Genomic DNA, 18,306 nt, shown 5'->3' on the forward strand with positions numbered 1-18,306 from the left:
AAAGTGGATTTATCACTACTTCTATACCACTACCAAAAGTTATGAGTTAAGAGTTAATAGCTCTTAATTCAATTACCTCATCTGGTGCAGAGGAGGAGTATGGCTCCTGAAGCCGACCAACTGCTAAAGCAAGGAATTGAGCGATATCAGGCTTATGTAGAGACGCGATTAATCGCGTCTCTAGAGGCTGCAATGCAGTCTTGGCAAGAGGCGCTTTCTATGTATCGAGCCAGCCAAAATAGCATTGGAGAGGGAGCAGCTTTAGGAAATCTGGGAGCTGGATACAAGGCTTTGGGAGATTTACCGCAAGCGATCGCATTCTATCAGCAGCACTTGAATCTAGCTCAAAGTATCCCAGACCGACGCGGTGAGGGGAATGCCCTTGGTAACTTGGGAAATGCTTACTATCTGATGGGAGAGGAGCTAAAAGCGATCGCTTACCAGAAAGAGCGTTTAACCATTGTCCGCGAAATTCAAGATCGTCAAAGTGAGATGCAAACGCTCTTGAATCTGGGAGCGGTTTACTATTCCTTAGAGGAGTATAGCCAGGCGAAGGAATGCTTTCAAGAGTGTCGAGCGATCGCCCTCCAATTGCAAGACAGTCGAACAGAGGGGCTAGCGCTCAAAAATCTACGTTTAGTCTCAGATGCTCTTCTTGACTCGCAAGCGGCGAACGACTACCAGCAACAGCACTCCTCTCTTGTCAGGAAACTATGGCAAGCTGAGGCTCTAGACTTCCTAGCTCACGCCAAAATGCTTGGCATCAATCCCTCTGAGGATTTTGCCAAAGCTGACCTGAGTGGTATTAACCTCCGCAGCGCCGACCTGAGCAATGCTGACCTCAATCATACCAATCTGAGCGACGCAGACCTAACATTTGCCGACTTGAGCCGTGCCAACCTGGAAAGTGCTAACCTGGCTGGTGCCTGCCTTTGTAATACCAACCTCCGCGATGCTGACTTGCGCGGTGCTAACCTGAGTCGAGCCGATTTGCGTACCAAAATGCCCCGCGCTAACCTCAGCGGTGCCAACCTGGAGAGTGCCAACTTATACAGCGCTTATCTACCTAATGCCCAGTTGGTGGCAGCAGATTTCAGTGGTGCTACTCTCAGTGATGCTGACTTGAGTGGTGCCAACTTAAGCAGGGCGAATTTGCAAAATGCTGACCTCAAGCGTACCAATTTAAGCGGTGCGAATGTAGAAAATGCTCGCCTAATAGGGGCTTTAGGACTTTCCGAGGCGATGAAGCTTGAGCTGAAGCAGCGTGGGGCAATTTTTGACGATGGCTGAGGACAATTGTATGTTTCAATTAGTAGTCAATACCGTTGATGGATGGCACCTTTATGGTAGCTTTATTAATATTTAAGTAATTGCCGAATGACTCACACCAGGTAGGCAAAGCAACTGGTGCATCTTGCTGCTAAAGGAATAGACTAATTTACAACTGAAGTGGCAACTTTGCGGATTCTCTACCCGATGTATTTGCACTTCTTGAGATGCTCTAATGCAAAAGCCTCTCCCCCAGCCGCTTCGGGTGGTTCAGCTAGAAAACAAATCTGGTTCCCTGTACATGGAATTGAACGGGGAGCCAAAATCACCTAGACACATTGACCTCTACTTGACCGTGAGTTTCAAGGAAGATTGGGAGTCGTTCTTGGGCGGGCAAGTCAAGTTTGGTTTAAAAAGTGCAAAACTAAAACTGAAGCTGACAAATGGCGTTATGCCCTATGAGTCGCGTAAGTTAACAGGCTCGCGTCAACTTTTGATTCACACGGATAGACAAAATCGGGAAGTTAATAAATCTCAAAATTCCCAAGACTTTGATGCTGCCCTAAGTGAGATTAAAGCTAAAGCGAAAGCAAACGGCACCGGGGAGCAAAAAGCAGATATGATGAATAAATTTGGAGTCACTGCCTATCAAGTTACAACTCAAGGGGAGCCAGAAAACCCGTCTTGGACTTTTACAAAAGAGAGGAGTCAGCCAGTATTGATTGGCGTGAGTTATCGGGAAAAACTGGGAACTTTGTATGTGACGAAAAAGCCTTGCATTGTGACAGGTTTCTTTGAAATTTCAAAGAAAGATGTCCTGTTGAGGGATATACAAGGAGTGGGTTTAGAAGATATTAATTCTAATAAGAGGGTAGTGTTAAACATAATGATTACCCAGTGGCTAATAGATGCAAAATTAACGCCCTATTTAAGTCAGGCAGTGTTGCTATATGACTAAGACTAAATCTCTTCAGGAAATTGAAGAACTGATCCATCTGGTTGTAGAGGCACAAACTGATGATTTGTTTGAGCTTGCGGAAATTTCCGCTCTAAATCCTGCCGAAGATTTCGCAGGAGCCGACCTGAGCAATATCGATCTCCGTGGGGTCAATCTGAGCTGTTTCAACCTCAGCGATGGCAATTTGAGCTGTTCCGACCTCAGCGGTGCCGACCTAAGCCATGCTATTTTCAGCAGTGCCGATCTCAGTTGCACCAACCTGAGTGGTGTGGATCTCCGCGGGGTGGATCTCCGGGGTGCCAACCTCAGCCATGCTGACCTGAGCGGTGCCGACTTAAGCAGTGTTGTCGATTTGAGCCATGCCAACCTGAGCCATGCTATCCTGGGCGGTGCCATCCTCAATGGTGCCATCTTGATTGGCGCTAACCTCAAGCGTGCTGAGCTGATTGGTGTTTCTCTGAGTAGTGCTGACTTAACTGGTGCTGACCTGAAGGGTGCCAACCTGAGCCGTGCTGACTTAACTGGTGCTGACTTGAAGGGTGCCATCTTCAGTGGTGCTATCCTGAACGGTGCAAAAGTTAAGAATGCTGAATTTGGATGGAATGTAGGACTTGGTGAGCAGATGAGGCTGGAGTTGAAGCGGCGAGGAGCAATATTTGAGGATTCTTTAGCGATCGCTCCCACTTTAGTCAGGCGAATTTAATGCGATCGCTTTTACCGTCAAGGAAAATCCACCACCAGCAGCCGCGTTTTTAACCACTGCAAATCCATCAAAACTTCGGAGATTTCTTCTCCAGTGTGGACTGAAATGAGAAAGGGCGGTGGTAGTCTGCTATTTTTATGTCTACTATTTAATATTTATTTTCTGGACTAATCCGCCAGATTCTCTCTAAAATTTCAATTTGTTCCAAGAGAAGAGTAGCACGATGTTTAGGACGAAACTTTTTATATAAAACAGATCCTAAAATAATGGTCAAAGGAATGACAATTAGGAGAACACCAGCAACAGTGTTCCCCGAAACATCAGCCTGAGTCAGCGCGTTTTGATCCGCAGGCTTTACAGAAGAAGTTACTGAATAAGACGTTGGCATATTTTTATTCCTCTAGATAGTGGGCTTATATCTTTCTTCAAAACTGTTCGTCCAAATTCACCATCAAAACAGGTGATCTCCAGCTTTTAGAGGCGCGATTTTCATCAGAGAAAAATGTGATTTGCGTCAAAAGGCAAATCATAGCGACAAAATTGTGGTATTGGGCGCTAAATATGGTTTCTGATTGCCAGATGGGAAAAGCGATCGCCCTCTTAGGACATCGCGGCCTCTTTAAGTGTTGGGTGTTACAGTCACCACCCGCTCAACTTCATCTATAGTTATCGATGCAATGCCAAACTGATGAATCACCCAAGCATTGGTAGTTAAATGGGTGCTAATCTCAGCTACTCGGTATTGACTCGTCTCGGAACCCAAAGCCGCAGGTAATAGCAACTGATCCGCCAAATGCTCCTCAACAGGTGCATTAGTTTTATGAAAATTCAGCAACTCCTGACAAGCTATTTCGGCTACTTTATCAGCTGGCAACCCTAAACGCCCCAAGGCACCAAAACCAGCCAAACTGTCTTCATACTCAGCTGTGAGAAAAATACCCGCCCCTGGTGCAACACCCCTTTCTCGCAATGGACGCACCGTGGCTTTCAGATGTGCCTCGTGTAACAGATTCTCTGCACGGCTTGCCATCCGTTGCGGAATGTGGGAGGGAAGTTGTGTTACCACAGCTAAACCCCGCACTTCCTGCAATTTCCCTCGTTCGAGTAAATTAATGCTGCTGAGGGTGCTACCGCCGCTAACGTGCAGTTCCACTTCTCCGCCGCCTTGCGGATACCATCCCCAACGGTGTAGCCTTACTTCAGCTTGCACTCCCATTCGTTTCAAGATGGGTAAGTAAACTTGCTCAATGTAGGAGAGTGAGGGACTATATGCTACATGGGTGCCGCCGCGCAGTATTATTTGCGAATCGCCGCCAGCGAGAGCTAAGGGCAGCAAGATAGTCTGCAAAACCAAAGTGACAGCACCCGCCGATCGGCCTTCCCGTGCGTCGCTGACATCAAAGGTGTATTTTCCAGCTTGAACAGAGTAACTGGGGGTAAACTCTAAATTCGTTGAACCCAACTCATCCCCCTGTACTTGGGCGTTACAAATTTCCGCCGCCGCCCGTACCCCTGTAAGGTGTTGGGCAGCTAGTCCGGGCTTTTTGCGTCCCGCCCGAATGCGTTCGATGCGTATCGGTTGACCTGTGATAGTCGCAAGGCTGAGGGAAGTGCGTAACACTTGTCCGCCGCCTTCGCCGTAAGAGCCGTCTATGTAAATCATGAAGGGCAAGGGATGCTTCCCCCGTATCATAAAAGATAGGATAAGTTTTGAGCGCCTTGGTATGGGAACAGTTTGGGAATTAGATTTTTACTCTCGCCCGATTTTGGACGAGAATCAGAAAAAAATTTGGGAATTATTGGTGTGCGAGAGTCCTTTGGATACCCGCACAAAACCTGAGTCTTTGTTTCGTTATGCTCAGTTCTGCCCCAATAACCAGGTGAATTCGATATGGTTGCGGACGACGTTGGAGGAAGCGATCGCATCCTCGGACACCGGCCCTCCCCAAAAAATCCGCTTTTTCCGCCGTCCGATGACCAAGATGATCGTCAAAGCCTGCGATGAATTGGGCATCTCAGCTCAACTTTCTCGCCGGACTTTTTCGCTGTATTTCTGGCTACAAGAGCGGATGCAGGAAGTTTATCCCAAAGAACCGGGCTATCAACTTGTTGCGCCTAATCCGTCTGTGCAATACCAAGCCCAGCCACCCCAGCCTCTACCAGATGCTTTGAGAGGTCAGCAGTGGGCGTTTGTAACGTTGCCGGCGGCGGAATTTGAGGAAATGCACGAGTGGGATATTGGCTTTGGGGAAGCTTTCCCGCTGATAGGTGCGACAGATACCGCACCCCTTGCGCCCCAAACGCCAATTCCTGGCGTGGTGATTTTTTCCCCTAGGGCGACACCCATGGCTGGCTGGATGTCTGGGATTGAACCAGCTTTTATCAAGTTTAGCGGTGGTGCGTCGCCTAGATTGTTATTGGAGACAGGGGAGAGTAATAGCTGGGTTCTGGCTAATCTCAAAGACCCAAAAATTCTGGAGGAAGCCAAAAACTTTGAGCAGGCTAAGCAAAAAGCGGGGATGGTGCATTTTTTAGCTTTCCAGTCCACCCCCCAGACAGAATCGTTTGCGGGGTTTTGGCTACTGCAAGAGTTGCCTGTAGTTAAGTAAAAAGACTCTGATGGCAAAGTAAAAAGGGAAAAAGAAAAAGACTCTCATAAAAAGTTAAAATGCCACCAGATGAAGATTGCTTACTACTTTAGACTCTCTTAAAAAAGTTAAAGGAAAAAAGCAAAAAAAAGCACCAGAAGAAGTTAAAATGCCCACCTAGAAGATTATTTACTACTAGGGAATATTTTCTCTTTTTTTTGCATTTTTACTGTCTTGCCCCAAATTCGGGGAAACATAGCTAGACCCTATCGTTGGGGCGCTTTTTCCTTTTGGCTTTTAAGAGCGTCTTGGCGGTTGCCTATTCCATAGTTATCAATAGATATGGGTTTTAACGATTTGCCACAAGAGACGCTAGCAGAGCAGCTATTGGATCTAGCCTTGCACTCAGGAGCAGAAGCAGCGGAGGTTTATCAGTCGCGATCGCTATCTCGACCGGTATTTTTTGAAGCCAACCGACTCAAACAGTTAGAAATAGCTCAAGCAGAAGGCACAGCCCTGCGGCTGTGGCAAAATGGGCGTCCGGGGCTAGCCGTCGCCTATGGAGCGGTGGAAGCGCAAGCCTTGGTGGATCGGGCGATCGCGATCGCTAAGCTCAACCCACCAGAAACGGTGGAACTAACTGAGGGTACTAAAGGCAACTATCCAGACTTGGGAGAGGTAGTACAAGTTGAGGATCTGGTGTCGATGGGCAAAGAAGCGATCGCCATCGTCCGAGACGCTTACCCAGAAGTCCTCTGTTCTAGCACCTGGGAATGCGAATCAGAAACTACACGATTTATCAACTCTAAAGGGCTAGATTGCCGTTATACCGATACCACCCTCAGCTGTTATTTAGGAGCAGAATGGGTGCGGGGGGATGATATTCTTAGTGTCAGCGATGGGCAAACCCAGCGAGACAAACTCGATCCAGTCGCGCTGGCTCTCCAAATTGTGCAGCGCTTGAGTTGGTCTAAAGAAAACGTTTCCCCCCCCATCGGTCGCGTACCAGTGCTATTCACCGCCAAAGCAGCGGAAATGCTTTGGGGGACAGTTGCAGCTGCACTCAATGGCAAACGGGTAATCGAAGGTGCTTCCCCCTGGAGCGATCGCCTTACCGAACAGGTAACATCAGAAGCCATCACCATTTCCCAAAACCCGCAATCGGGGCCATTCAGCTGTCCTTTTGATGATGAAGGCACCAGCACGCGGGAACTCATCTTTATCAAAGACGGCATTTTGCAACTATTTTACACCGATCGCACCACAGGGCGGCAGCTGGGCAGCGGCACCACAGGTAACGGGTTTCGCCCCGGTTTAGGCAGCTATCCCACACCAGAACTATTTAATTTGCTGGTTGGACAAGGGAAGGGGACGCTGTTGGACTTGATGCAAAAATTGGATGATGGACTGGTGGTAGACCAGATGCTGGGCGGCGGTGCTGGTATTTCTGGCGACTTCTCGGTTAACGTTGAGCTAGGCTACCGCGTACAGAACGGTCAGGTAGTCGGGCGAGTGAAAGATACGATGGTTGCGGGTAACGTCTACACAGCGCTGAAACAGTTAGTAGCATTGGGAGGCGATGCGGATTGGAACGATTCGCTTTATACACCCTCTCTAATTGTAGAAGGGCTATCTGTCACCGGAAAAGTTATTAGTTAGTTGCAAGATGGCTAGTAGCTAATTGCTAATTGATCCACCATTAGCAATTAGCAATTAGCAATTAGCTATTGATTGTTTTGAGTGCATTATGAATTATTTGAGAGAGTTAAGTTCTCGGTTAAAGTCTTTCAAATCAAAACTCAAAACTCAGAAGCGATATATCGCGTCTTTACAATTCAAAACTTTCTTACGTCCCAGACGGCGGGTAGCGATCGCTGAAGCTTGTCTGATTGGTTTAGTATCGGGACTCTCAGGAGTTCTATTAAAAGTATCAGTTGGGGCTTTAGGCTCATGGCGAGTTCATGCGTCCCACTTTTTACCAGCATGGATCGTCCTCCCTGCCATTGGTGTATCCTTTGGATTCCTCTCCGGTTGGCTGGTGGAACGTCAGTCCCCGGAAGCTGCTGGTAGCGGTATTCCTTATGTGAAAGCTGCTCTTGCCCAGTTTCCCATAGCGCTGAATTTACGGGTTGCTATAGTTAAATTATTGAGCAGCATCCTGGCCTTGGGTTCCGGACTTACCTTGGGGCGACAAGGCCCAACCGTTCATGTGGGTGCAGCCGTCGCCGCCCAACTGAGTCACTGGGTTCCCACCTCCCCCGACCATCGCCGCCAGATGATTGCTGCGGGTGCTGGTGCCGGGTTAGCCGCTGGCTTCAATGCGCCGATAGCTGGAGTCCTATTTATTGTAGAAGAACTGCTTCAGGATTTATCTGACCTGACTCTAGGGACAGCAATTTTAGCATCCTTCATCGGTGCGGTTGTCTCGCGGCTATTAGGGGGACGCAGCCTGGAACTCAACTTGACGATAACAGCATCTCAGTCTAGCTTCTCTGTGCAAGAGATTCCTTTTTACCTGTTGTTAGGAGCTTTGGCTGGGCTGTTGGGGGCATGGTTTTGTAAAGGAATTTTTGCCAGTCTCGGCTTCTATCGCACCTTGAAACTGCCTTTAAGTCAACGAGTCGCTTTGGCTGGTTTAATTTCTGGGATAGCGATCGCTTTGCTACCGGAAAGCTTCCGGGACAACACAGGTTTGCGAGAATTTTTAGTCACGGGTGAGGCGGCTTGGCAATTTACGACCATAGCTTTTGTCGTGCAGTATATCTTAACACTTGTCGCCTGTGGCTCTGGCGCTCCCGGTGGTTTATTTTCCCCCTCCCTAATTTTGGGATCTGGGCTGGGCTATCTGGTGGGACTTCTGCAACAGGCAACTCTGGGAGTAGGTTCGCCTGCTACCTACTCTCTCGCTGGTATGGGGGCATTTTTCTGCGCCGTTGCCAAAGCTCCGATCACCTCCATTGTCATTGTCTTTGAAATGACGATGGACTTTAACCTTGTCTTACCTTTGATGATTGGTTCGGTGGTTTCCTATCTGGTATCGGAAAAGATAACCAGAGGATCGCTTTACAGTCGCCTCTTAGAGTGGAATGGCATTCATTTAGAGAAAAAGCCGACTACCGATGGACTATTGGCAAATCTCAAGGCAGAAGATGTGATGCAGCGCCGGGTGGAAACCTTGCCTAGTAATATCAGCCTTGATGAAGCGACGCAAGCTTTTTCCCGTTCCCATCATCGCGGTTTCCCTGTTGTAGACAAGGGATTGCTGGTTGGTATTGTCACCCAAACAGATTTAGCAATTTACAAAGAGCGCAGTCTGCCGGGAAATCTCCCCCTATCGCGGATTATGACACCGCAACCTGTGACTGTTGGTGCGACAGCTTCGCTTGGCGATGTTTTATATTTACTTAATCGGTATCAAATCAGCCGATTGCCGGTGACGGAAGGGCGCAAGCTGATTGGGATTATTACCCGCGCCGATATTATTAAGGCGGAAGCAGACAAGCTGAACGGTCAAACTGGCTCTATTGGCCCCCGGTCGGAACCTTCCTATGTAGTTTATCAAACTCGCGCTCCTGCCATAGGAACCGGACGAATGCTAGTTCCCCTAGCCAACCCGCAAACAGCACCAGCGCTGTTGCAGATGGCAGCTGCCATTGCCCGCGATCGCAACTATGAATTAGAGTGTCTTCAGGTGATTTTAGTTGGACGCAGCAGCGCCCCCGCGCAATCACCTGTGAAGACGGGTGCTAGTCGCCGCTTGCTACGTCAGGCGGAAAAACTAGGCAAAGAATTGAATATTCCGATTCACACGCAGATTCGGGTATCCCACGATATCGCTCAGGCGATCCTGGAAACGATTAACGAGCGACACATCAATGTGTTATTAATGGGCTGGAAAGGCACCAGCATCACCCAAGGTCGCATTTTTGGCGATGTTGTGGACACCATTATCCGACAGGCTCCTTGCGAGCTGGTGTTGGTGAAAATAGGTCAAGGGTTTACTTCTAATTCATCCTTCTGTCTGCTACCTTCGGCTTTCCGCAAGTGGTTGGTTCCTATCGCTGGTGGCCCTAACGCCCAGCAAGCTTTGCAAATTTTACCTTCTTTGCTTTCTCTGTCGCATACACCAGCCATCCAACTAGCCCAAATTTTCCATCCCTCCACACTTTTGCCTGACACAGCTGTGCTAGAAAAATCTGCTCTTTTCCTCAGTAGACAGTTGAGCGCAAGTGTGATGGCAATTCCGGTTCGCGCTAGTTCTGTTTCCGATGCGGTCATCAATTTGGCGCACGCCGATGATTGCGATGTGGTGGTATTAGGTGCCAGTCGTGAGGGAATGTTGCAACAAGCGATTAAAGGAAATATACCGGAAGCGATCGCGCGTGGCGTGAAAAGCACGGTAATTTTAGTTCGCAGCGCCCAATAAAAGTTAAAAAAGCAAAGTTTTTAATTTTTAATTTTTAATCTTCCATCTCGCAATTGCACCACAGTTTTATTCGCCATCCGTAGCAAGCGTTCGTCGTGCGTCGTCACAATCACTGTCGCACCAAAAGCATTTAGTTTCTGAAGAATTTTCAGCACGGATGCCGAATTATCTGGATCTAAGTTCCCAGTGGGTTCATCTGCCAATAACAGCGGCGGCGTTCCCACAATCGCACGCGCCAGACTGACTCGTTGTTGCTCTCCCCCAGACAGTTCCTCTGGAAAACAGCTGGCTTTATGCTGCAAGCCTACTAGCTTCAGGGTGGGAACTAAACGACGCTCAATTTCCTTGTGAGTGAAGCCTTGCGCCCACAGGACAAAGGAAATATTTTCCGTCACCGTGCGCCGGGGGATGAGTTTGTAGTCTTGAAAGACAACGCCAATCCGCCGCCGCAGCAAAGACAACTTGTGTCCGCGCAGTTGTCCGACGTTGCAGTTATCGACAATTACTTCGCCGTCAGTGGGACGTTCTTCCCCGTACAGCAACTTCAAAAGTGTTGACTTACCAGAACCAGAAGGCCCAGTGACGAATATGAAATCCCCCCGCTTGACTTCCAGGTTGACATCTAATAGCCCACAACTGCCATTAGGATAGATTTTTTTCACGGAGCGCAATTTTACCATCCCCCGCAATTCATCTCCCGCATCAGCATCCAGTGCCTGACGTTGATGATTTTTGCCAATACCGGGATGACCAGAAGTTGTGGTCATAAAAAAGTTATTAAGTGTATAGTTTTTGTGTCTTTAGTTATATAGCAATCCTATTTGAGTTGTGAAATGTTAGTGCTTGAGATCCCCGACTTTAAGAAGTCGGGGATCTCGCCTTCACGAATCATTCAGGACTGCTATAGCAGTTGTAAAAAATTGTAGGACAGGGCAAACCGCAGGCATCCTGCCTGCGCTACAAAGGAAGAATTATTTCACGACTCTGCCAAGGATTGCTATAGTCCTACTTGGTGCCAATGACTAATGACCATCAAAACTGATAATTTTTTACCACAGCTTTTAAGGCAAATTGCGGTAAAGCCATCATTCGCCGCCAGCGCCACGGTTCTTGATACAGTCGATAAAGCCATTCCAGGTGATTATCTCGAAACCAGGCGGGCGCTCTCGATTTTATCCCCGCCCAGATGTCCAGACTACCGCCAACACCGATCCAAATTGCTTGCGGACATAGGTGGCGATGTTGGGCTATCCATAATTCCTGACGAGGAACGCCCAAACCTACGAAAATTAGGCGGGGCTGTAAGTCTTTGAGGGTTTGGATAAATTCTAGTTCAGCTTCGGGCGATAGGTAGCCGTGTTGAGTACCTGCGATCGCTATCCCTGGTATTTTACCTCTCCAAACCTCCGCCGCTGTCTGAGCAACTCCCGGTGCGCCTCCGAAGAAAAAAACCGGACACTGTTCTAATTGTCCAGCTTGCCGCAATAGTGTCTCTGCTAATTCAATTCCCGGACAGCGGCGTAAGCGTCTACCCTTTAGCCGCAAGTATAGTACGACACCAGATCCATCCGGAATCACCAGCTCTGCGGAGCGAATAATTTCGCTCAGAGTGGGGTTGCCTTCTGCCTGCATTGCCATTTCTGCATTTAGCGTCACCACATGACTGCCCATCCTCCGCTCTAGGCGCGAGATTAACCAGCTGGAATAGTCATCCAACAGGTGAACGGGAACTCCCAACACAGGAAAATGTTCGGGTTTCTCAGACATCATCGAATTCTCGTACTGTCTCACACCACCCATAGGGTTTGTCGTCTTTAAACCATGAACGCTAGCTTATTCGCTGTATTGTAGAGTATTCCTCCGCTCGGGTACAGAACAGGACAAAATATTTTTTAAAAGGGAAAGTGAGGAGTTAAGAATTTTTAACTCCTCACTTTTCTCAATTACCTGTTTTTAACTTGCTCTTTTAACAGAGCCATCGGCGTACAGTTCCAACGGCACCAATTCGACTTTCCCGTTTACTTTGACTTTAGAGTAGACAATTCTCACAAAGGGAGCTTGATTATGATTGTAGCGAAATGACATATAAACCTCCTCGCAAAAATTGATTCTTGGATTTTTTTAATTCAACTGATTAGCCTTTACTTTTAGACCTACTTCCTTTATACAAAAAGTCTTTTAAAGATTTCAAAAAATCGCAGGCTTCTTGATTAAGATTCTGTAAAATCTTTAAAGTGGTGGAAGTAGAGTTAAACAATCTAAATCCTTATAAATCTAAAATAAATCTGCCAGTCTATCCTGTCATTAACCCTCTGGCTTAAGTCCGCAGACACAGGGAAAGGCTTACACCAGTGCTAGATATCTGCAAAAAGGTAAGCCGCTGAACCGATTATCAAAAGACTTGCATTAGCGCGATGCTAACCAGTAAAAGAACCAGATTCCCACCAGATTAGCAACAAGATCAGACAAAGTGGAGGTGCGGAGGGGTGAAAGCATCTGCAAACTCTCATCGACAATGGCAAAGATGCTAACGAGAATTGGGCCAAGTGGCAGGGTAATTGCCAAAGGCCAAGTTTTAATCATTCTCTTACCAAGAGATTTATGAGCTAAATAAGAGGCAATTCCTAATAATATAAAGTGTCCAATTGTGTCATAGAAGGGAATTGCTGAGATTTTGACAGGGAGAATGCCCCGATAAGCTAAAACAATAATTGTTAGCAGAATAAGAAAGTAAAGGCAAAAAGCCAAAATCCAGCGCTGAGTTGATTTCATTCCCATTCCTTGAGAAGGTAATATAGCTAAGTGAGTAGTGTGAGCATCAGGAGAGCAACAGGTAATATTTAGGATTGCTATAAAAATATCTACATCACAAAAAAAGAGCGTTCCAGAAGTAACGCTCTTTTCGGTCATAGTTCATGGTAATGAGCTATGAGCTATCGTGTATTTGTTAGGCGTGGCGATTGACTTCTTCTTGCAGCCAGGAATCGACAGGTTGCCCATCTCGACGGCGCAGTTCAATATGAATAGCGATCGCTTCTATCGCTCCCGGCTGTGCTGGTTTCTGATGGAAAATGATATCGTAGGCTGCGGGATCTTCATTCCGTTCCTTCAACCAATCCTGCACTTTCATCGTGGCAAAAAAAGCTTGCCCGTCCTGAAACATCCGGCTAACTTGCATTTGTATTGTGTAGGGATTAATTCGTGCCATAAATTCCTGCCTTTCTAAATTGGGTTAAGTGGTAAGAGGGGGAGGGGTATAACAATCTTTAAACTCAGGATTCAGTTTTGATGCCAATGAGTAGATAAGTGGTCATTTCTCCTTTTCCTTTGATTTGGATAGAACCTCGCTCCTGTAAGTGATACTTATTGTGTAAGCACTCTTTAGTTGCGGCAGTTAGTTGAATAGACCCAGGCTTACCGTGAGATTCCATGCGGCTAGCGATATTAACCGTGTCTCCCCATAGATCGTAGATAAATTTTTTCAGACCGATTACTCCCGCCACAACTGGCCCAGTGTTGATGCCAATGCGGATGCTGAAGTTTAAACCATTGGCGATATTGAATCGGGTAATTTCATTTTGCATATCAAGAGCCATTTGCGCGATCGCTTCCGCATGATCCTCTCGCGGTGTGGGTAAACCGCCAACAACCATATAAGCGTCGCCAATTGTCTTGATTTTCTCCAACCCATGCTGTTCGGCCAATTGGTCAAAAGCTGAAAAAATTTGGTTGAGCAAGTTTACCAGTTCTACAGGCGATGTCTGAGCAGCTAGCTGGGTAAAGCCAACGATATCAGCAAATAACACCGTTACCTCAGCGAAGTTGTCCGCAATAGTACGCTGTTCTTTTTTCAAGCGCTCTGCGATCGCTTGCGGTAAGATATTTTGCAGCAGTCGCTCAGCCTTTTCCTGTTCCGCTGTTAAATCTTTTAAAGACGACTCTAAAGCTTCTAGCATCCAGTTAATTGTCCGCGCCAGGATTGATAACTCATCTTTGCCAGCGCTTAACACGCGCATGGAAAGATCGCCACTGCTGCCAATACTTTTAACTTCAGTGCTGAGATAAGCCAGGCGCGACAACACCAATTTTTCTAACAGTAATAGAGTTGCACCAGTAAACAAGATACCTACCACCAAGGTTGATATGCCTAAGCTAACCACTAGATAAGTTAGCAGGAATCGGCTTTGTTGATAAAATTCTTTGGGCAGATCCACTCGTAGCAGTAGCGCAGGCTTTCCGTAGATGTCCCGCAGCAAAACATATCCCACCACCAAACCATCCCTGAGAGGTTTGACGAGAATGGAAGAATCGGACATTTTGGACAAAGCAGAATGCACCGATTGGAAATCAAAGGGCAATTGCGGGTCGTTTACCTGGTACGCAGTGATCGGCAAATGGGTCAATTTACTTAAATATTGAATTTTTTCAGCATCCAAGTATCGTCCTAAAATCAGCGTCCCCCGACTAGACCCTTGACCTTGGCTATTTAGAATCGGCCCCGCGGCGATCGCCATTGGGCCTTCTGGGAGGAGAACTATCCCGGTACGCTGCTGTTGCTGGGGATCTTGTAGCAGGTAACGATTAGCCGCCAGGTATGTTTGGACGTTTTTGGGAATAGGTACTACCTGGCGCTGCTTTAAGTCGAAGCTGCGACCGATAACTAACTCACCTTTGGAGTTGATAAACAGTATCAAGTTGGATTTGAGTGGTCGCAAGGAAAAATCGTTCAGATTTTGCTCGATATAGAGGCTGTTGCCATCCTTAATAAACTTATAGGTGTCATCCCACACCGCCCATTGATCGTTCAAGGCGCTGAAATCGCTAAGGTAGTTAGAGAGGGCATCTTGAACTCGTTGAGCGTTCCGGTAAGCCTCCCGTTCTTGCAATTTGGCGAAGCCGTTCACCAAGATGGTTGATGAGGTGACATACAAAACCCCAATCAAACTTACAACGGTCACGCCAATCGCCAGCAGTGTTTTCTCGCGCAGTTTCATGCACCTAAATGAGCGGTCAGCTATGCGGGTACTGACGCGCTACATCCACAACATAACTTAAACCGGAGAAAATTCTATAATCTAAGACTTGCTTAAGGCTGAGTGGAATTGTGTCTGAGCGTTTTTTAAGATATATAATCCGGTAATTTCCCCTTATATCCTTTTGACCTTCTGGTAGCTAAATAAGGACAATATATAGGTTGGGTTGACGCAGGAAACCCGACTATTACATGGGTTGAGTTTCGCTTACCCTAAATCCAACTTACTATAAGCCGAGATACCCGACTTCTTAAAGAAGTCGGGTATCTGCTTGTTAAAATGCGGGTGTTTGTATTGTAGTCATAGCTTTTAGATAACAAAATAAACCGCTTAGACGCTGCATAACGCTAAGGTAAAAACTAGAAGAGAAGATTTTGTATGGTGGGCAAAAGCCCACCTTACGGGACTTATTGCAAACCTTCAAGAAGCTGGGCGCGTGCTGTTTCTAAGGCTTCTTTCAGTTTACTTGGATCGCGTCCGCCAGCTTGCGCCAAGTTGGGTCGTCCGCCGCCACCGCCGCCGCAAATTTTCGCGATCGCGCCGATAAATTTCCCAGCTTGCAATCCTTTTTTATTGACATCTGGGCTAAAATGTGCCACAAAACTTACTTTGTCTGGTTCGGGAATTGATGCTAAGAATACGGCACCATTACCCAATTTTTGCAGCAATCTTTCAGCCGCAGTTTTCAGGGATTCTGCGTCAACTTCTCCCAATTCGGCAACTAGAATTTTGAAATCGCCGACTGTTTGGGCAGTGCTAAGTAATTGGTCAGATTTGGCAAAGGCGAGTTCTGCTTTTAATGCTTCTAATTGCTTTTGGGATGATTTTAATTCGTTCTGGAGGTTGGTAATTCTGTCGGGGATTTCTTCGGGTTTGACTTTAAAGCGATCGCTTAATTCTTTAACCACTTTATCCCGGACATTCAAGTATTCTAGAACTGCTGGCCCCGCGACAGCTTCAATGCGTCGGATACCTGATGCTACTCCCGCCTCGGAGACTATTTTAAATAGCCCAATTTCAGCGGTATTACTCACATGAGTACCGCCGCACAATTCCATAGAAACGCCCGAAATATCTAGTACCCGCACCTCATCGCCATATTTTTCCCCAAACATCGCGATCGCGCCTTTTGCTTTTGCCTCAGCTATGGGCAATACTTCAGTATGAGCGTGGTGTGCTTCTGCAATCCAAGTATTAATCTGTTCCTCGATTTGTTGCAACTCTTCTGGTGTCACGGGACGAGGACAGTTAAAGTCAAAGCGCAGCCTGTCGAAAGCCACCAAAGAACCAGCCTGGGAAATTTCGTCATCGACAAACTTTTTCAAAGCTGATTGTAATAGGTGAGTTGCTGTGTGGTGCGCTTGAACGCGACGACGACAAGCTAAGTCAATTTGGGCGGTAACGGTATCTTCTAACCGCAGCGTACCCCGTTCGATGCGGCCGAAGTGGACAAAGAAATCGGATTCTTTTTTGACATCTTCAACTCGTACCAAAACTGAATCGCCGGAAATGTAACCGCGATCGCCTATTTGTCCCCCTGATTCTGCATAAAATGGGGTTTGATCGAGGATTATTTGTACGCTTGTTCCCGCTTCCGCCGCTTCCACAGAGAAACCATCTACAAGTATTGCTTCTACCTGGGATTGGCTGACGGGTTGGGTATAACCGAGAAATTCAGTAGAGTGGATATCCTCAGCTAATTTATCGAGAGAACCTTGTACGGTTAAATCGATAGTTTCGTGGGCTGATTGCGATCGCGTTTGCTGTTGTTCCATCGCTACATTGAAACCTTCCACGTCTACGGTAAGTCCTTCTTCCTCAGCAACTTCTTGAGTTAGTTCTAAGGGGAAGCCGTAGGTGTCGTAGAGGGTAAAAGCACTTTCACCCCCAATTTCGGTTTTTCCTTCTTTCTTAACTTGCTGGATAATTTCCTCCAGCAGTTTTTCGCCTCTTTCCAGAGTTTTGAGAAAGCGGGTTTCTTCTCGTTGCAATTCAGCTTTAATTTGTGCTTCTCGGATACGGACGTTGGGGTATGCAGATTCGGAAAGCGCGATCGCAGTCTCTGCCACTTTCGTTGTAAACTCACCTTCAATGCCAATCAGCCGCCCGTGACGTACTACGCGCCGAATTAATCGCCGTAAAATATAACCCCGTCCAATATTCGAGGCGCGGATTTCATCAGCTATCATGTGGACAACTGCCCGGACGTGATCGCCAATTACTTTCAGAGAAACTTTGGTTTTCTCGTCGCTGCTGGCGTAATCAATTCCGGCAATTTGGGCCGCTGTTTTGATAATCGGGAAAATCAGGTCGGTTTCGTAGTTATTCGGAACTTTCTGGAGGATTTGCGCCATCCGTTCCAGTCCCATCCCAGTGTCGATATTCTTATTAGCAAGTGGTGTTAAGTTACCTTCTGCATCCCGGTTGTACTGCATGAACACCAAGTTATAAAACTCGATGAACCGAGTATCATCCTCTAGATTGATGTGTTCGTCGCCGCGTTCCGGGTGGAAGTCATAGTATATTTCTGAACAGGGGCCGCAAGGGCCCGTGGGGCCAGATGCCCAGAAGTTATCATCTTCTCCCAGACGCTGGATGCGCTGTGGCGAAACGCCAATTTTATCCCTCCAGATGGCAAATGCTTCGTCATCTTCCCGGAAGACACTCACTACAAGGCGTTCTGGGGGTAAGCCAAAGACTTGTGTTGACAGTTCCCAACCCCAGGCGATCGCTTGTTCTTTGAAATAATCCCCAAAGCTGAAATTTCCCAGCATCTCAAAAAATGTGTGATGTCGGGCGGTGCGTCCTACGTTTTCGATATCGTTGGTGCGGATGCACTTTTGCGAGGTGGTGGCGCGGGGAAATTCGGGCGATCGCTGTCCCAAAAATATTGGCTTAAATGGCAGCATCCCAGCGATCGTCAGCAGTACGGTGGGATCTTCTGGTACCAGAGAAGCACTCGGCAAAATTTGATGTCCACGAGAAGCGTAGAAGTCGAGGAATTTTTGCCGAATTTCACTACCGCTAAGGAACTGGGGAAAAGAAGACATGGGAGTTTACAAGGGATTGTCGGTCAACGTGTTATCTATTTTTACATTTGTTTATGCCTTGTTGCATCACCTCCAGCTTTAGAGTAGCAATCCTAGTAAAAGTTGCAATTGTTTAATGGTTAACTGCAATTCGTAAAAATACGTCAAGTTTGGTAAATTCAGCAGATCCTCCAGTGAAGGGGATGTTAATTTAATAGTGGACACCAGGAAGTGAGAGATAAAGAGGAGGAAGATGAAACGAATGGGAGACATAGGCGCGGTGTCCCCGGTCTGTGACCC

General features: G+C 47.2%; 15 protein-coding genes. 6 read left to right on the plus strand and 9 right to left on the minus strand.

What is annotated here, in order from left to right; genetic code table 11:
- The first annotated feature begins 99 nt into the window (after nucleotides 1–99).
- The 3 genes from H6F63_RS18225 to H6F63_RS18235 all read left to right on the plus strand — a co-directional run bounded on the left by H6F63_RS18225 (nucleotide 100) and on the right by H6F63_RS18235 (nucleotide 2,930).
- A complete protein-coding gene (locus H6F63_RS18225) occupies nucleotides 100–1,290 on the plus strand; it encodes a pentapeptide repeat-containing protein (protein ID WP_190638940.1) in 1,191 nt (396 codons plus the stop codon).
- A gap of 214 nt (nucleotides 1,291–1,504) precedes the next feature.
- On the plus strand, nucleotides 1,505–2,227 hold the full coding sequence (locus tag H6F63_RS18230) for a hypothetical protein (protein ID WP_190638941.1): 723 nt from the start codon (nucleotides 1,505–1,507) through the stop codon (nucleotides 2,225–2,227).
- Nucleotides 2,220–2,930: a pentapeptide repeat-containing protein gene (locus H6F63_RS18235; RefSeq protein WP_190427629.1), complete on the plus strand. Its 711-nt coding sequence runs from the start codon at nucleotides 2,220–2,222 to the stop codon at nucleotides 2,928–2,930. The genes H6F63_RS18230 and H6F63_RS18235 overlap by 8 nt, the downstream gene beginning before the upstream one ends.
- Nucleotides 2,931–3,078: 148 nt before the next feature.
- On the opposite strand, the gene H6F63_RS18240 is transcribed toward H6F63_RS18235, so the two are convergent.
- Both H6F63_RS18240 and rtcA read right to left on the minus strand, forming a co-directional pair.
- Complete coding sequence (locus tag H6F63_RS18240; RefSeq protein ID WP_190638942.1) at nucleotides 3,079–3,318, minus strand: hypothetical protein; 240 nt, start codon at nucleotides 3,316–3,318, stop codon at nucleotides 3,079–3,081.
- 231 nt (nucleotides 3,319–3,549) lie between these two features.
- The gene (gene rtcA / locus H6F63_RS18245) at nucleotides 3,550–4,593 is read right to left on the minus strand and encodes an RNA 3'-terminal phosphate cyclase (RefSeq protein WP_190638943.1); all 1,044 of its coding nucleotides are present in this window, start codon (nucleotides 4,591–4,593) and stop codon (nucleotides 3,550–3,552) included.
- A gap of 61 nt (nucleotides 4,594–4,654) precedes the next feature.
- Between rtcA and H6F63_RS18250 the strand changes: the two genes are divergently transcribed.
- From H6F63_RS18250 to H6F63_RS18260, 3 genes are all read left to right on the plus strand, one after another.
- The gene (locus H6F63_RS18250; RefSeq protein ID WP_190638944.1) at nucleotides 4,655–5,539 is read left to right on the plus strand and encodes a Tab2/Atab2 family RNA-binding protein; all 885 of its coding nucleotides are present in this window, start codon (nucleotides 4,655–4,657) and stop codon (nucleotides 5,537–5,539) included.
- A gap of 321 nt (nucleotides 5,540–5,860) precedes the next feature.
- A complete protein-coding gene (locus H6F63_RS18255) occupies nucleotides 5,861–7,177 on the plus strand; it encodes a TldD/PmbA family protein (protein ID WP_190638945.1) in 1,317 nt (438 codons plus the stop codon).
- Nucleotides 7,178–7,265: 88 nt separating this feature from the next.
- The gene (locus tag H6F63_RS18260) at nucleotides 7,266–9,944 is read left to right on the plus strand and encodes a chloride channel protein (RefSeq protein WP_190638946.1); all 2,679 of its coding nucleotides are present in this window, start codon (nucleotides 7,266–7,268) and stop codon (nucleotides 9,942–9,944) included.
- Nucleotides 9,945–9,964: 20 nt separating this feature from the next.
- Here H6F63_RS18260 and ftsE read toward each other — a convergent pair whose 3' ends face one another.
- From ftsE to alaS, 7 genes are all read right to left on the minus strand, one after another.
- Nucleotides 9,965–10,624, minus strand: coding sequence for a cell division ATP-binding protein FtsE (gene ftsE, locus H6F63_RS18265; protein WP_190442836.1), 660 nt, complete (start codon nucleotides 10,622–10,624; stop codon nucleotides 9,965–9,967).
- Between the two features lie 352 nt (nucleotides 10,625–10,976).
- Complete coding sequence (locus H6F63_RS18270) at nucleotides 10,977–11,711, minus strand: WecB/TagA/CpsF family glycosyltransferase (RefSeq protein ID WP_190638994.1); 735 nt, start codon at nucleotides 11,709–11,711, stop codon at nucleotides 10,977–10,979.
- A 186-nt stretch (nucleotides 11,712–11,897) separates the two neighbouring features.
- Entirely contained in the window at nucleotides 11,898–12,029 is a 132-nt protein-coding gene (locus tag H6F63_RS30615; protein WP_277873822.1) for a hypothetical protein, read from the minus strand.
- A gap of 321 nt (nucleotides 12,030–12,350) precedes the next feature.
- A complete protein-coding gene (locus H6F63_RS18275) occupies nucleotides 12,351–12,854 on the minus strand; it encodes a VanZ family protein (protein ID WP_199298128.1) in 504 nt (167 codons plus the stop codon).
- A 37-nt stretch (nucleotides 12,855–12,891) separates the two neighbouring features.
- On the minus strand, nucleotides 12,892–13,152 hold the full coding sequence (locus H6F63_RS18280) for a hypothetical protein (RefSeq protein ID WP_190638947.1): 261 nt from the start codon (nucleotides 13,150–13,152) through the stop codon (nucleotides 12,892–12,894).
- Between the two features lie 64 nt (nucleotides 13,153–13,216).
- Entirely contained in the window at nucleotides 13,217–14,938 is a 1,722-nt protein-coding gene (locus H6F63_RS18285; RefSeq protein WP_190638948.1) for an adenylate/guanylate cyclase domain-containing protein, read from the minus strand.
- A gap of 446 nt (nucleotides 14,939–15,384) precedes the next feature.
- Complete coding sequence (gene alaS / locus H6F63_RS18290; protein ID WP_190638949.1) at nucleotides 15,385–18,027, minus strand: alanine--tRNA ligase; 2,643 nt, start codon at nucleotides 18,025–18,027, stop codon at nucleotides 15,385–15,387.
- Nucleotides 18,028–18,306: the final 279 nt, after the last annotated feature.

Origin of the sequence: Trichocoleus sp. FACHB-40 (genome assembly GCF_014695915.1) — a bacterium.
In the GTDB taxonomy this organism is placed as follows: Bacteria; Cyanobacteriota; Cyanobacteriia; order Cyanobacteriales; family FACHB-T130; genus Funiculus; species Funiculus sociatus.

What these genes read in the sequence shown, in the direction of transcription:
- H6F63_RS18255 (WP_190638945.1), top strand. Translation starts at nt 5,861, where the DNA reads ATGGGTTTTAACGATTTGCCACAAGAGACGCTAGCAGAGCAGCTATTG.
- H6F63_RS18225 (WP_190638940.1), top strand. Translation starts at nt 100, where the DNA reads ATGGCTCCTGAAGCCGACCAACTGCTAAAGCAAGGAATTGAGCGATAT.
- H6F63_RS30615 (WP_277873822.1), bottom strand. Translation starts at nt 12,029, where the DNA reads ATGTCATTTCGCTACAATCATAATCAAGCTCCCTTTGTGAGAATTGTC.
- H6F63_RS18230 (WP_190638941.1), top strand. Translation starts at nt 1,505, where the DNA reads ATGCAAAAGCCTCTCCCCCAGCCGCTTCGGGTGGTTCAGCTAGAAAAC.
- H6F63_RS18260 (WP_190638946.1), top strand. Translation starts at nt 7,266, where the DNA reads ATGAATTATTTGAGAGAGTTAAGTTCTCGGTTAAAGTCTTTCAAATCA.
- H6F63_RS18270 (WP_190638994.1), bottom strand. Translation starts at nt 11,711, where the DNA reads ATGTCTGAGAAACCCGAACATTTTCCTGTGTTGGGAGTTCCCGTTCAC.
- H6F63_RS18285 (WP_190638948.1), bottom strand. Translation starts at nt 14,938, where the DNA reads ATGAAACTGCGCGAGAAAACACTGCTGGCGATTGGCGTGACCGTTGTA.
- rtcA (WP_190638943.1), bottom strand. Translation starts at nt 4,593, where the DNA reads ATGATTTACATAGACGGCTCTTACGGCGAAGGCGGCGGACAAGTGTTA.
- H6F63_RS18235 (WP_190427629.1), top strand. Translation starts at nt 2,220, where the DNA reads ATGACTAAGACTAAATCTCTTCAGGAAATTGAAGAACTGATCCATCTG.
- ftsE (WP_190442836.1), bottom strand. Translation starts at nt 10,624, where the DNA reads ATGGTAAAATTGCGCTCCGTGAAAAAAATCTATCCTAATGGCAGTTGT.
- H6F63_RS18240 (WP_190638942.1), bottom strand. Translation starts at nt 3,318, where the DNA reads ATGCCAACGTCTTATTCAGTAACTTCTTCTGTAAAGCCTGCGGATCAA.
- H6F63_RS18275 (WP_199298128.1), bottom strand. Translation starts at nt 12,854, where the DNA reads ATGACCGAAAAGAGCGTTACTTCTGGAACGCTCTTTTTTTGTGATGTA.
- alaS (WP_190638949.1), bottom strand. Translation starts at nt 18,027, where the DNA reads ATGTCTTCTTTTCCCCAGTTCCTTAGCGGTAGTGAAATTCGGCAAAAA.
- H6F63_RS18280 (WP_190638947.1), bottom strand. Translation starts at nt 13,152, where the DNA reads ATGGCACGAATTAATCCCTACACAATACAAATGCAAGTTAGCCGGATG.
- H6F63_RS18250 (WP_190638944.1), top strand. Translation starts at nt 4,655, where the DNA reads ATGGGAACAGTTTGGGAATTAGATTTTTACTCTCGCCCGATTTTGGAC.